At 66.4% G+C, this 12,924-nt stretch carries 16 protein-coding genes; 11 read left to right on the top strand and 5 right to left on the bottom strand.

Annotated elements, in window-relative coordinates; translation table 11 throughout:
• Positions 1 to 18 precede the first annotated feature (18 nt).
• Positions 19 to 1,074, top strand: a complete 1,056-nt coding sequence (trpD, locus tag ACYQ1Z_RS18160) for an anthranilate phosphoribosyltransferase (protein ID WP_459793946.1) — start codon at positions 19 to 21, stop codon at positions 1,072 to 1,074.
• A gap of 4 nt (positions 1,075 to 1,078) precedes the next feature.
• Here trpD and ACYQ1Z_RS18155 read toward each other — a convergent pair whose 3' ends face one another.
• The gene (locus ACYQ1Z_RS18155; RefSeq protein ID WP_459793945.1) at positions 1,079 to 1,360 is read right to left on the bottom strand and encodes an Lrp/AsnC family transcriptional regulator; all 282 of its coding nucleotides are present in this window, start codon (positions 1,358 to 1,360) and stop codon (positions 1,079 to 1,081) included.
• Positions 1,361 to 1,476: 116 nt separating this feature from the next.
• Positions 1,477 to 1,872 (bottom strand): DUF3054 domain-containing protein, encoded by a 396-nt coding sequence (locus tag ACYQ1Z_RS18150; protein ID WP_459793944.1) that lies wholly within the window; start codon positions 1,870 to 1,872, stop codon positions 1,477 to 1,479.
• A gap of 71 nt (positions 1,873 to 1,943) precedes the next feature.
• Here ACYQ1Z_RS18150 and ACYQ1Z_RS18145 point away from each other — a divergent pair, with 71 nt between their 5' ends.
• From ACYQ1Z_RS18145 to ACYQ1Z_RS18125, 5 genes are all read left to right on the top strand, one after another.
• The gene (locus ACYQ1Z_RS18145) at positions 1,944 to 2,417 is read left to right on the top strand and encodes a VOC family protein (protein WP_459793943.1); all 474 of its coding nucleotides are present in this window, start codon (positions 1,944 to 1,946) and stop codon (positions 2,415 to 2,417) included.
• Between the two features lie 461 nt (positions 2,418 to 2,878).
• Entirely contained in the window at positions 2,879 to 3,373 is a 495-nt protein-coding gene (locus ACYQ1Z_RS18140) for a hypothetical protein (protein WP_459793942.1), read from the top strand.
• A gap of 168 nt (positions 3,374 to 3,541) precedes the next feature.
• Positions 3,542 to 4,783 carry a type III polyketide synthase gene (locus ACYQ1Z_RS18135; RefSeq protein ID WP_459793941.1) on the top strand — a complete coding sequence of 414 codons (1,242 nt, stop codon included), beginning with the start codon at positions 3,542 to 3,544 and terminating at the stop codon, positions 4,781 to 4,783.
• The gene (locus tag ACYQ1Z_RS18130; protein ID WP_459793940.1) at positions 4,731 to 5,477 is read left to right on the top strand and encodes a class I SAM-dependent methyltransferase; all 747 of its coding nucleotides are present in this window, start codon (positions 4,731 to 4,733) and stop codon (positions 5,475 to 5,477) included. The genes ACYQ1Z_RS18135 and ACYQ1Z_RS18130 overlap by 53 nt, the downstream gene beginning before the upstream one ends.
• A 4-nt stretch (positions 5,478 to 5,481) precedes the next feature.
• Entirely contained in the window at positions 5,482 to 6,630 is a 1,149-nt protein-coding gene (locus ACYQ1Z_RS18125) for an FAD-dependent oxidoreductase (protein ID WP_459793939.1), read from the top strand.
• Between the two features lie 14 nt (positions 6,631 to 6,644).
• Here the strand turns inward: ACYQ1Z_RS18125 and ACYQ1Z_RS18120 are convergent, their stop codons facing one another.
• Positions 6,645 to 7,061, bottom strand: coding sequence for a nuclear transport factor 2 family protein (locus ACYQ1Z_RS18120; protein WP_459793938.1), 417 nt, complete (start codon positions 7,059 to 7,061; stop codon positions 6,645 to 6,647).
• 56 nt (positions 7,062 to 7,117) lie between these two features.
• Between ACYQ1Z_RS18120 and ACYQ1Z_RS18115 the strand changes: the two genes are divergently transcribed.
• The 5 genes from ACYQ1Z_RS18115 (at position 7,118) to ACYQ1Z_RS18095 (ending at position 10,880) form a co-directional block, all read left to right on the top strand.
• A complete protein-coding gene (locus ACYQ1Z_RS18115; RefSeq protein ID WP_459793937.1) occupies positions 7,118 to 7,798 on the top strand; it encodes a peptide deformylase in 681 nt (226 codons plus the stop codon).
• Between the two features lie 59 nt (positions 7,799 to 7,857).
• Positions 7,858 to 8,724 carry a putative RNA methyltransferase gene (locus ACYQ1Z_RS18110; RefSeq protein WP_459793936.1) on the top strand — a complete coding sequence of 289 codons (867 nt, stop codon included), beginning with the start codon at positions 7,858 to 7,860 and terminating at the stop codon, positions 8,722 to 8,724.
• Positions 8,725 to 8,848: 124 nt separating this feature from the next.
• Positions 8,849 to 9,313 carry an NfeD family protein gene (locus ACYQ1Z_RS18105; RefSeq protein ID WP_459794035.1) on the top strand — a complete coding sequence of 155 codons (465 nt, stop codon included), beginning with the start codon at positions 8,849 to 8,851 and terminating at the stop codon, positions 9,311 to 9,313.
• A 33-nt stretch (positions 9,314 to 9,346) separates the two neighbouring features.
• Entirely contained in the window at positions 9,347 to 10,288 is a 942-nt protein-coding gene (locus ACYQ1Z_RS18100; protein WP_459793935.1) for an SPFH domain-containing protein, read from the top strand.
• A 244-nt stretch (positions 10,289 to 10,532) separates the two neighbouring features.
• On the top strand, positions 10,533 to 10,880 hold the full coding sequence (locus tag ACYQ1Z_RS18095; protein ID WP_459793934.1) for an RNA polymerase-binding protein RbpA: 348 nt from the start codon (positions 10,533 to 10,535) through the stop codon (positions 10,878 to 10,880).
• 75 nt (positions 10,881 to 10,955) lie between these two features.
• On the opposite strand, the gene ACYQ1Z_RS18090 is transcribed toward ACYQ1Z_RS18095, so the two are convergent.
• Together ACYQ1Z_RS18090 and ACYQ1Z_RS18085 are read right to left on the bottom strand one after the other, a co-directional pair.
• On the bottom strand, positions 10,956 to 11,693 hold the full coding sequence (locus tag ACYQ1Z_RS18090; RefSeq protein WP_459793933.1) for a polyprenol monophosphomannose synthase: 738 nt from the start codon (positions 11,691 to 11,693) through the stop codon (positions 10,956 to 10,958).
• Between the two features lie 99 nt (positions 11,694 to 11,792).
• Positions 11,793 to 12,924 (bottom strand): amidohydrolase family protein (locus ACYQ1Z_RS18085; protein ID WP_459793932.1); only part of this gene is annotated, 1,132 nt, incomplete at its 5' end.

Raw genomic sequence — 12,924 nt, 5'->3', positions numbered from 1 at the left:
GGTGGATAGCATCAGGAGGTGACTTCACAGGCTTCCGCAGCATCCGCCAACACCTGGCCCCGGCTGATTTCGGCATTGATCAACGGCAGGAATCTCACTGCGGAGAACACTTCCTGGGCGATGGACACCATCATGTCGGGCGAGGCCACACCTGCCCAGATTGCCGGTTTCCTGGTGGCACTGAGTGCCAAGGGTGAGACGGTAGACGAACTGTCGGGGCTTGTTGACGCCATGCTGGCGCATGCCAACCCGGTCGAAATCTCCGGTGAGAAGCTCGACATCGTCGGCACCGGTGGTGACCAACTTAACACCGTCAATATTTCCACGATGGCTGCCCTGGTGGCGGCCGGTGCCGGAGCGAAGGTGGTGAAGCACGGCAACCGGGCAGCGTCGTCGTCGTCGGGTTCTGCTGACGTGCTGGAAGCGCTCGGGGTGCGCCTGGACCTCAGCATCGCCCAGGTAGCCCGTAACGCCGAAGAAGCGGGCATCACGTTCTGCTTCGCGCAGGTCTTCCATCCCTCATTCCGGCACACCGCCGTTCCCAGGCGGGAGCTGGCAATACCCACAGCCTTCAACTTCCTCGGGCCCCTGACCAACCCCGCGCAGGTGCAGGCATCCGCCGTCGGTGTTGCCAACGCCCGGATGGCCCCGCTCGTTGCCGGGGTCCTGGCCAAGCGGGGGAGCAGGGGACTTGTGTTCCGGGGCAACGACGGCCTCGATGAACTGACAACCACCGGCCCGTCGACCGTGTGGGAGATCCGTGACGGTGCGGTGGAGGAGATGACCTTTTCTCCCCGCGATCTGGGAATCAGCCTGGCGACCGTGGACCAGCTTCGTGGGGGAGACGCGCAGGCCAATGCGGCGGTTGTCCGTGAAGTCCTGGCTGGCAAGGTGGGACCCGCCCGGGATGCTGTGCTGCTGAATGCGGCTGCCGGCCTGGTCGCTTTTGACCGTTACGCCGAGGGGCCGTTCCTTGAGCGGATGAAGGCCGCCTATGGCCGTGCGGCGGAATCGATTGATTCCGGCGCCGCCGCTGCCGTGCTCGAGAAGTGGGTTTCCCTCACCAGCTCCTAGGGCTTTACTGCTCGAATCCCAGCGAGAATGCCGCGTCCAGGTCGTGCTGGGAGTAGGCGCGGAATGCGATGTGCGTGGTGGTGTGGACCACCGCGGGAACCTTGGACAGCCTGTCGGCGATCACATCGGCCAGGTCTTCGTGGCGGTGGACCCGGGCCACGGCTATCAAATCCCATTCGCCGGTCACGGAATACACCTCGCTGATCCCGTCGATCGCGGAAATCTCCTCGGCAGTCTCCGGGATGCGCGAAGCGTCAGTCTTGATCAGAACGAATGCGGTGATCACGTTGAACCCTTCCGGATCTGTTGCGCCGCGGCGGTGCCGGGCAGGCTTTTCAGTGCTGCCAGCCTAGTACATCAACGTCCGACGCCGGCCCTCGCCGGCCGCGCCGCGCGCAGCTGTCAGGAGCGGCGGCGTCGGGCAATGGCGAGCAGCAGCCGGTAGCCGAGCAGGAGTACGCCGAGGCTCAACAGGGCCACGATGATGAAGGGCAGGACCACGGTCTGGCCGGTGGCGGCACGCAGCAGCATGCCGCCTGCCAGGCTCCCGAGCCAGACGCCCAGGCCGGCCGGGCGGAGCGAAAGCGGGTCCCGCCATGCCCGGGTGACGAGCCAGCCGATCGCCGCGCCGGCCAAAAATGGCCAGGCCGTGAGCAAGACACCGGCAATGACGTCCCCGCGCTGGTGGGCGTCCCGTCCCACCGCGGCAAACACGAGAATCAGCACGACGTCAGTTAGTGCGGCCGCCACCAGCGAGGCAGCCGATGACCTGGGCCGCTTTGCGTTCAAAAGACTCATGGTTTCGAGCCTAGCCCCCCGTTCACGGGAGCCGCGATCCGCACTAGGCTCAAGCCGGGAAGGAGTACAAAATGCCACGTCACATTGGAACCTGCCTCTGGTTCGAGAACCAGGCGGAAGAAGCGGCAACTTTTTACACCGGCGTCTTTGATGATTCGAAGATCGTAAACATCTCCCGGTTCGGCGAGGGTGGTCCCGGGACGGCGGGGGAAGCGATCGCGGTTGACTTCGAACTGGAAGGCCGTTCCTTCACCGCTTTGAACGGGGCGCGCACCTCCAGTTTCACTGAAGCGGTGTCCTTTGTTGTGGACTGCGAGGACCAGGCCGCAGTTGACCGCTACTGGGCGGCCCTCACAGACGGCGGTACCGAGAGCATGTGCGGTTGGCTGCGGGACCGGTACGGCGTCTCGTGGCAAATTGTCCCTTCCGTGCTGCCGTCCCTGATCGCAGGTCCGGATCCTGAAGGTTCGCAGCGGGCAATGCAGGCCATGCTTGGGATGCGGAAGTTGGACATCGCGGAACTGGAAAAGGCGTACAAAGGCTGAAGAATATGCCCCCCTTTCCACCGTCGGTTGCCCGGGCAGCGGGGGAGGGGGGGCAGGCGGAGGTAGCCTGACCCTGACCGCTCCCGCTGTGGGTGCTGCATTGGAGGCCCCGTGAACAAGCCGCTCTGGATTTGTTGCCTTGTTGGCGCTGCTGTCGGTATCACCCTCGGACTCGCTGTTTTTGACAGTCCTGTGATCGGTGCTGCTCTTGGCTTGGGCCTTGGCGCGGTCGTTGGCGCCTCCATCGGAACGCGCCGGACATAAGACTGCTGCCACGCGGCCAGGCCGTGTTTGCCTCACCACGTGTATGGTCCTTTGCCGAGAGGCGGGGAAGAACGAGTACACAGTACTCGTGTGTTTCAACCCGCCACAGCTTGTACTGATATCTGCACAGGGCGCTTCCCGCGCGCGAACGCTGAAGACCAGTGCATAGGGCAACCGACTGAAGGAGGGCGGCCGGCATGAGCTCCCGCGAAGGACAAGCTCCCAACTTCCGGGTGGGAGAGGTCGTATACGAGCCGGCACGGTACGAAGCCATGGGGCGGTTGAGGCCGCGCCCGTGGCCTGTTGGCCCGAGTGAAAGCTACGGGAAAGTGGATTTTGACGACGGCGGGGGAAAGACCGTCCTCACCCTCTATATCCAGCGTGCGCCCGAGGAAGGTTACGTCCTGCACGTCGAGCACCTGGCCGCGCCGTTGCGGGTGCATGGCACGCTCGTTCGCCTCAGCCCTGCTCCTGCCGTTGACAGGCGCGCGCCCAACCTCCGCCGTATCTCGGCTGCCCTTGTGGCGGCCGAGAAGGCCGAGGCCGAACTGGATGCCGCCGTCAGCGCCGCCCGGGCAAAGGGAGATTCGTGGGAGGTTATCGGTGCCGCCCTGGGCACGTCCGCCCGGACTGCCCGGGAGCGCTTCGGGGACGCACTGAAGCGGCCCCGGCAGGGGCGGCGGCAAAGCTGAGGATACTGCCGGCCGCACCTGCAGGAGCGGTTGCGGGTACTACTTGACATAATGTGGATTATCGGCGCTTTGGCTGCGGAGGCCGGAAGGGGCGCCGGGCGCCGCTGAATCCGCAGGTCAGGCGGCAATGCCATTGTCTTAATGCCGGGGCTCATTAAGAATGAACCAATGACGGTCTACGTGAGATCCCTTGAAACCGCAGTTCCGAAAACGATGCTGGTCCAGGCGGAAGCCCGGGATGTCTTCGCCGCGCAGCCCGGGTTGACGCGGCTGGGTTCAAGGCTTGTGAACACCTGCTTTGACTCAGCCGCCATCGACACCCGGTTCACCGCCGTCGAGGAACTCACCAACGAATCCAGAACCGAAAATCCGCAGTTCTACGACCCCGCCTCAGGCCTTCTCCTGAACCCCAGCACGAAGGTGCGCAATGAAATCTTCGCCCGCGAGTCCACAAAGCTCTTTGTGGACGCCGCCCGCGCTGCCCTTGCCGCCTGCCCGGACCTGGAATTACTTGACATAACTCATCTCGTCACCGTCTCCTGCACCGGTTTCTTCAACCCCGGGCCGGACTACAAAATCGTGCGGGAACTCGGCCTGGATCCCTCGGTCCAGCGCTACCACCTCGGCTTCATGGGCTGTTATGCGGCTTTCCCTGCGCTCCGCGCCGCCAAGCACTTCTGCGAGGCCGACCCCAACGCCGTTGTCCTGGTGGTCTGCGCCGAACTCTGCTCCCTGCACGTCCGCACCTCCAACGACCCCGACACCATCATGGGCTCGGCACTCTTCGCGGACGGCGCCGCGGCTGCCGTCGTCACCGCCCGGCCAGGGTCCGAAGAACACGCGCTCCTGCAGCTTGACCACTTTGAAACGGTGCTCACCCCCGTCGGTGAGGACTCGATGGCCTGGAACATCGGCGACAACGGGTTCGAGATGGTGCTGGGCAACTACGTCCCGCACATCATCGACGACCACATCGTCGGCGCGTTGCAGCCACTCCTGGACCGCGACCCGGAACTGGCGGCACTCCCCTACGCGTCCATCCAGCACTGGGGCATCCATCCCGGCGGCCGGAGCATCCTGGACAAGGTCGAGTCCCGCCTCGGCCTCACCCGCGCCCAACTCGTTCCGGCCCGCGAAGTGCTGCGGAACTACGGCAACATGAGCAGCGCCACGGTGCTGTTCGTCCTCAAGCACATCCTTGAACAAGGCAGCGGCGAGCAGGACAGCGCGCCGGAAACGCACGGCAGCGCCGGCAGCGGACGTATCTGCTCCATGGCGTTCGGGCCCGGGCTCACGGTGGAGACCGCCCTGATGACCAAGCTGAGGCAGGCACCCGCCGGCAATACCGGACAGCAGCATGCCGGACGGGCAGAACTCCAGCCGGTACCTGCAGAGGCGCCGGTTTCCTGACGGCGTGGGGATACTTCTGCGGGACCGCGCCACTGACGCCGTCGAACTGATGGACCTGCCGGACTGCGACCCCCGGCGGCTGGACAACACCTACCGGCAATTCGGCGTGGTCAACAGGACCATCAGCGGCTGGCGGCGGCTCTACCGGCACGAAATCCGGCCCCTGCTGGCAGCCAGGCCACTCACGCTGCTCGACATCGGCTCAGGCGGCGGTGATCTCGCCGTCATGCTCGCGAGGTGGGCCCTGCGCGACGGACTGACCCTTGAGGTCACGGGCATCGACCCGGACCCCCGTGCCACCTCCTTTGCCCGGAAACGCCCGCCGGTGCGCGGGGTTACCTTCAGGCAGGCCCACAGTGCCGACCTCGTGGCAGAAGACCGGAACTATGACATCGTGATCTCAAACCACGTCCTACACCACCTCAGCGAAGACGACCTGCAGCAGCTGCTAAAGCATTCCGAAATCCTTGCCACGGGGAAGGCCCTGCACAACGACCTCCGCCGCAGCCCGGTCGCTTTCACACTGTTCAGCGTGGCAGCCCTTCCCTTTCCGGGCTCATTCATCCGCGCCGACGGGCTGACCTCCATCCGGCGAAGCTACACACCCGGCGAGCTGCAGGAGTTTGCACCCCCGGGCTGGTCCGTACAGCGCACCACGGCCTTCCACCAGGTCCTGATGTACAGGCGGCACTGAAGGCATGGATGTGGACGTGGCGATCGTCGGTGCGGGCCCCGTAGGACTGTACCTGGCGGCGTCATTGCTGCAGCGGGGCATCAGGGTCCGCATCCTGGAACGGCGGCGGCTCCGGGACCGCCACACACGCGCCATCGGCGTCCATCCGCCGGCGCTGGCGGCGCTGGACTCGGTTCACGCGGCCTCCGCCATGGTGCGGGACGGCGTCCCGATCAGGACGGGCATGGCGGTCAGCCGTGGCAGGACCGTGGGCACGATGTCGTTCGACGGGGTTTCGGACACCTACCCCTTCGTGCTGGCCCTCCCCCAGTTCCGGACGGAACAGATCCTGGAGAAACGCGTCCGCGAGCTCGACGGCGGGGCCCTGGTCCGCGGCGTCGAAGCAACCGGAGTAACGGACGACGGCGGCATCCTGGCTGTTGCGGTCCAAGCGGCGCCGGGGGGCGCGGCGCGGCCCGAGCCGGTCAGGGCCTCCATGGTTGTGGGCGCCGACGGTTCCCGGTCACGGCTCCGTGACGCCCTGGGCATCGCTGTGGACAGAAAAACCTACGCCGAGCACTACCTGATGGGGGACTTCGCGGATCCAGGCCTGCATGGGGACATGGCGGTCCTGTTCCTGGAACGGGACGGCATCGTGGAGTCCTTCCCGCTTCCCGGCGGGACCCGGCGCTGGGTGGTCCGCCTGGCCGCCCCCGCAGGGCCGGCGAACCCGGAGGACCTGGCCCGGCTCGTGCACGGCCGCACGGGAATCCGGCCCGACGCCGCAACAAACACCATGCTCAGCGCCTTCAGCGTCCGCTCATCCCAGGCACGGCGCACAGTGTCGGGGCGCACCGTCCTCATCGGGGACGCCGCGCACGAAATCAGCCCCATTGGCGGGCAGGGCATGAACCTCGGCTGGCTGGACGCGCAGGCCTTGGTCCCGATTCTCTGCGATGCCCTGCAGGGGCGTCCCGCGGACCGCAAATTACGGCAGTTCGAGGTAGACCGCCGCCGGGCAGCGTCACTGGCGCGGCGCCAGGCGGAAATCAACATGCTGCTGGGCCGTCCGCTGCCGCCCCCCATGCTGCAACTGCGTAACGCGGGTATCGGTGCCGCGGCGGCGGTGCCTTCGGTCAACCGCTGGGTGGCCAGGCGCTTCACCATGCAGTAGCAGCCGGTGCGCTCCTAGGGGCGGATATAGCAGTCGTAACTGTCCTGGCTGACGATTTTGCCGCCACGGACTTCGAAAACCGACGAGGTCCTTGCCCGGATGGTCTCACCGGTATCCCAGTACGGAAGGTCCATCAGCGCGGTGGCGGACCAGTCGGCTTCCTCCACCACCCTTCCGCCTTCACAGGTGGTACGCCGTACCAGGAACTTCTGATCACCCACAACCCGTGAGCTCTGGTCCGCTCCGGCCAGGACGTCGTCGAGCGTCCGGGTGGCACCTCCGGGAGCGAGCAGGTGGGGAGCCTCCACCAGCACAAACCCGTCGGCGAGGCAGGGTCTGATCGCCGCCGCTCCCCGGCCTGATTCCATTCGGCGAAGGAACGCCAGCACAAGGTCCAGCGGCGAGCCGCCGGCGTGGGAAGTAACAGCCATGCAGTAGACAGTAGCCCAGCCCGGGAAGGCTCCACACCAGCCAGTAGGCTTTCGTCATGACCCGAACCGCGCCGGACACCGTCCTGAACCAAGAACAGATCCGCGACATGGTGGACCGCATCCTGTCCGCCGGGACTCTGCCGCCGATCGTCCAGGCGGGCCACCCCGCCCTGCGCCAGAAGGCGGCGCCCTACGACGGCCAACTGCCGGACGACCAGCTCGCACGGCTGGTTGAGCTGATGCGCCAGGTCATGCACGAAGCGCCGGGAGTTGGCCTGGCTGCGCCACAGCTGGGCATCCCCCTTCAAATAGCCGTTGTCGAGGACCAGTACGACGTCGACCCGGACGCTGCCGCGGTCCGCCACCGCAGCCCGCTGGAGTTCCTCGCAGTCCTCAACCCGCGGTACACGGCAATTGGTGCCGGGACCGCGTCCTTCTACGAAGGCTGTCTCTCACTGAACGGCCTCCAGGCGGTCGTTGCCCGCCCCGAGCGTGTCCTCCTCGACTTTGAAACACCTGCGGGAGCGGCAACGCGGCGCGAATTTTCCGGTTGGCAGGCCCGGATCGTCCAGCACGAGACAGACCACCTCAACGGTATCCTCTACGTCGACCGCGCCCAGTTGAGGTCGTTGAGCACCAACAGCGAGTACGCCGCGCACTGGGCCGAGGCAGGGACCGGCAGGGCGCAGGAAGGCCTGGGGTTCGACGACGGACCCGCAGGGATCAGCCTGAGCTGACATTCAGTCGCGCCTCGCGGTCCCAACGCCGCCAGTACTTCCGCACCTAAGATGGTGCAATGCCCCCTGCATCCGACCTTCCCCTGCTGTGCCCGCTGTGCCCTTCTCCGCTGATCCTGAGCGGCAACCGGCTGGCGTGTGCCTCACGGCACCACTTCGATGCGGCCCGGCAGGGCTACTTCAATCTGTTGGTCGGCAAGGGCACACCGTTCGAAGCTGATTCGGCTGCAATGGTGGAATCCCGCTTCAACTTCCTGAGCGGCGGGCACTACCTGCCGCTCGCCGAAGCGGTGGCCGGCGCCGTCGTGCCTTGCCTGTCCCCGTCCCACGCGGCGGTGCTGGACTCAGGCACCGGAACCGGCCACTACCTGCGGCATCTGCTCGACACCGCCGCCGCCGGCAACATTCCTGTGGCTGCGGTGGGAATGGACATCTCCAAATTCGCGCTGCGCCGTGCAGCCCGGCTGAACCCCGAAGCCCTCAACCTCGTCTGGGACATCTGGCGGCGGCTGCCCTTGGCTGACAACTCCGTTGACGCTGTCACGGTGGTGTTCGCCCCGCGCAACGCCCCCGAGTTTGCCCGTGTGCTGCGCCCCGGAGGGCGGCTCGTTGTGGTCACACCCCGCCCGGGGCACCTTGCAGGCATCGCTGCAATCACAGGCATGCTGGCCATCGAGGACGGCAAGGACGCCCGCCTGGCCGAAGGCATGTCCGGGCATTTTGACGGCGCCGGAGGCACCGACGTCGACATCCCCCTGGCACTGACGCACCAGGAGGCAGCTGACCTGGCCTTTATGGGGCCGGCCGGACACCACGTGGCGCGCGACGTCATTCTTGAACGGCTGGCCGGCCGCCCGGAGCCCGTCCGGGCGGAAGCGAAATTCCGGGTGCAGGTGTTCCGTCCCAAGGACACCGCACCCGCGTAACGACTTGACTACTATCCCTGCCCCGCCTCCTTGCCCCGGTCCGGACGGCACACCCCCGGACTAGGATGGAAATACAGTTGCTGGAGGGTCCACAGACGTGACCCCCGTAACAAAGGGGGAAACGGTGTTCGAATGGTTGGGAGAGAACTGGTGGGCCCTGTGGCTCACAGCCTTCCTCGCGTTTGCCGTGGTCGAGATGATCACCCTTGACCTGTTTTTCATCATGCTCGGCGGCGGGGCGCTGGCCGCCCTTGCTGCCGACTTCGCGGGAGCTGACGGCTGGCTGCAGATCGTTGTCTTTTGCGTCGTGTCCCTGCTGATGATCGCTTTTGTCCGCCCGGTGGCCCTGTCCCACCTGAAGAAGGGTCCAGCCGAGCAGCGGACGAATGTCGACCGGCTCATCGGTGAACAGGCGGTTGTCATGGAAGCCGTCACAGCCGACGGCGGCCTGGTGAAGATCGGCGGCGACATCTGGAGCGCACGCTCGGAGACGGGAGTCCTTTCCGCCGGGCAAAAGGTCGTGGTCTCAGCCATCGAGGGCGCCACAGCCGTCGTCTCCGCGCCCCCGTCCGTGACGGGCCAGGCGTGATACAGCAACATCAATTGGGGAAGAAGGAGTTGTATGGAAAGCGCAGGAGGAGCGGCCCTGGCCATTGTGCTGGCTGTCCTGATCGTGTTCGTCATTATCGTCCTGGTGCGTTCGGTGCGGATCATCCCGCAGGCCCGGGCGGGTGTCGTGGAACGGCTCGGGAAGTACCAGCGCACGCTGAACCCGGGACTGACCATCCTTATCCCGTTCGTGGACAGGCTCCTGCCGCTGCTTGACCTTCGCGAGCAGGTGGTGTCATTCCCGCCGCAACCGGTGATCACCGAGGACAACCTGGTGGTCTCCATCGACACCGTGGTGTACTTCCAGGTCACCGACCCCCGCGCCGCAACCTACGAGATCGCCAACTACATCCAGGCTGTGGAGCAGCTCACCACCACGACACTTCGGAACGTGGTGGGCGGACTGAACCTGGAGGAGGCCCTGACCTCCCGCGACCAGATCAACGGGCAGCTCCGGGGGGTCCTGGACGAGGCCACGGGCCGTTGGGGTATCCGGGTGTCCAGGGTGGAGCTCAAAGCCATCGACCCGCCGCATTCGATCCAGGATTCGATGGAGAAGCAGATGCGCGCCGAGCGTGACCGCCGCGCAGCCATCCTGACTGCCGAAGGAACCAAGCAGTCAGCCATCCTGACCGCCGAAGGCAAGCGGCAGGCCTCCATCCTCGCTGCGGAAGGCGACGCGAAAGCCGCGATCCTCCGTGCCGACGGTGAGGCCCAGGCCATCCAGAAGGTGTTCGACGCGATCCACCGGGGCAACCCCGACCAGAAACTGCTGGCCTACCAGTACCTGCAGACCCTGCCCAAGCTCGCCGAGGGGACGTCCAACAAGCTGTGGATCATTCCCAGCGAGGTCGGCGAAGCCCTCAAGGGCATCGGCAACGCTTTGGGCGGCACCAATCCGGAGGCGGCCGCCGGCCTCTTCGACGAGGTGGCCGCCAAGCCGTCCGAACCGTAGTTCCTGCCACTTCCGGCAACGGGAGGGGATCCGCATCGCCTGCGGGTCCCCTCCCCTTTTTTGGCCGGTGCGGCATGAGGCCCGTATAATTGGGTATTTGTCCGGCAGGAGCAGTCCGCTGGAACAACCAAGCTTCGCGATGCGTTGAATCCTATGGGCGCAAAGCACCAGTAGTCCGGCGGTGGCTTCGTCGCCACCGGCATGCGCGGGGTTGTGCCCCGTGAACCGATAAGAGGGAGAAATCATGAGCGATCGCAGCCTGCGGGGTATGCGCCTTGGTGCGCAGAGCATGGAGACCGAGTCCGGAGTTGAGCCGGCTCCGCGCCAGCGTGTGGAGTACCGTTGCGAGGATGGCGAGCAGGTCTTTGTCACCTTCTCCTCCGAGGCGGAGATTCCCCCCGTGTGGGTGTCCAAGACGGGCAAGGAAGCGCTCCTGGTGGACGGTGAACGTCCCGACACCAGCAATGACAAGGCAGTCCGTACCCACTGGGACATGCTGCTGGAGCGCCGTTCCCTGCCCGAACTTGAGCAGATCCTTGAGGACCGGCTGAATATCCTGCGTGAGCGCCGCGGGGAGCGCCGCTCCGCCTGACGCCCGGCCGTCCAGGCAAAAGGGGGCCGTTCCGCAGAATGTGCGGAACGGCCCCCTTTGTCGTACCGGGTCGGGCTAGTTGCCGGCCTTCCTGCGGGTCAGGGTGTTCCACCGGGCCTGCAGCCCCCATTTGGTCACGTTGACCATGGCTTCGACCACAATGGTGCCGCTCATCTTGGAGGCGCCAAGTTCACGCTCCACGAATGTGATGGGGCGTTCCTCGATGCGCAGGCCCATGCGCGCCACGCGCCACGCAAGGTCCACTTGGAAGCCGTAACCCACGGAGTCCACCTGGTCCAGGTTGAGCTTCTCCAGGGTGGTGCGGCGGAAGGCCCGGTAACCGCCGGTGACGTCCTTGATCTTCAGTCCCAGCATCAGGCGGGCGTAGGTGCTGCCTACGCGGGAGATTGCCTGGCGGTAGAGCGGCCAGTTGACGACACGTCCGCCGGGCACCCAGCGCGAGCCCATGGCCAGGTCCGCACCCTGGTCGATTGCTTCAAGGAGTTGGGGCAGCTGCTCGGGCTGGTGGGAGCCGTCCGCGTCCATTTCGACCAGCACGTCGTACCCGGCTTCGAGGCCCCATTTGAAACCTGCGATGTAGGCCGCTCCGAGGCCTTCCTTGCCCTTGCGGTGCAGGACATGGACCTGGGAGTCCGCGGCAGCGGTGTCGTCGGCAAGTTTGCCGGTGCCGTCAGGGCTGTTGTCATCCACCACCAGGACGTCCGACGCCGGGACGGCAGCCCTGAGCCGCTGGAGGGTCTTGGGCAGCGATTCCAGTTCGTTGTAGGTGGGAATGATCGTAAGGACGCGCACAAAGGGCCTTTCCTGGGAGGAGCGGTCGGTGGGCCCGGCGGCCGGCAAGCGGCCGGCAGGCAGGCACAGCTACCCATTATAGGGCGGCAGGCTGCAGGGTCAGGAACGCAGTGCCGGACTGGCGAACAATTCGACGCCGTTCCGCACCGTCTGCAGGCACACCGGATCGGCCCCGGTATCCAGTGCCGGCAGCAGGGGTGTCCGGGCACGGGGGTCCGTGCTCCAGGACTGGACGCGCCCGTCAGCCACCTGGACCATCAGCTCCTCCACCTCCCACACGGCGAAGCTGGCCGGCGCGCCGGGCACAAGCTGCCCGGCCATGGGGTTGGAGTACTTCGCTGCCCGCCACCCCGCCCGGGTGTGGCCGAGGAACGCTGCCCGGGCCGAGATCCGCTCATTGGCGTTGTGGTGCTCGAGGCAGGCCCGAACGCTGGACCACGGCCGAAGCGGGGTCACGGGGCTGTCGCTGCCAAAGCAGACAGGGACACCCGCTGCGTACAGCGTGGCGAAGGGATTCATGGCGGTGCTGCGCTCTCCGAGCCGCTGCTCGTACAGGCCACCCGGGCCGCCCCAGGCGGCGTCGAACGCTGGCTGCGCACTCACTGTCACCGAATACCGGGCGAGTCGTTCCACGGCCCCGGCGTCGATCATTTCCACATGCTCGAACCGGTGCCCGGCTGCCTTGACGCGCTGCTCCCCCACCTCCGCCGCGGCGAGATCCAACGCGGACAAGGCTGCGTCGAGGCCGGCGTCGCCGATGATGTGGAAGCCGCCCTGGATCCCGGCGAGGGAACAGGCGGCCAGATGCCCCGCGGCCTCCTCGACGCTGAGGTACAGGGCGCCCCGCTCGCCGGGAGCGTCGCTGTAGCCGCTCCGCAGGGCAGCGGTCCGTGATCCCACCGAGCCGTCAATGTTCAGGTCCCCCGCCAGGCCCCGCAGGCCGGAACCGAATTGCCCTGCCAGGGCGCGTGCGTGCTCTTCCGAGGATGCCAGCTCACCCCAGTACGGAAGGACCTCGGGATAGGGAGCATCCTGTGGAACTCCGCCGTCCCAGGCTGCCGCCAGGCGCAGGTCCTCCGCGCCGCCGATGTGCGGTGCACCCATTTCCGCCACTGCCACGTATCCGTTGGCCGCAGCCTCCGTGAGGGCGCGCGCCTGGTGCCGCCGAAGGTCATCGGACGGCATGTTGCGCGTGGCCCGGCGCGCCGCGGTGTGTGCGGCCCGGCTGACG

The sequence above is a fragment of the Arthrobacter sp. AD-310 genome (assembly GCF_054656615.1).
Note: the sequence above shows the minus strand (reverse complement) of the source record. Positions and strands in the feature narration are given on the sequence as shown.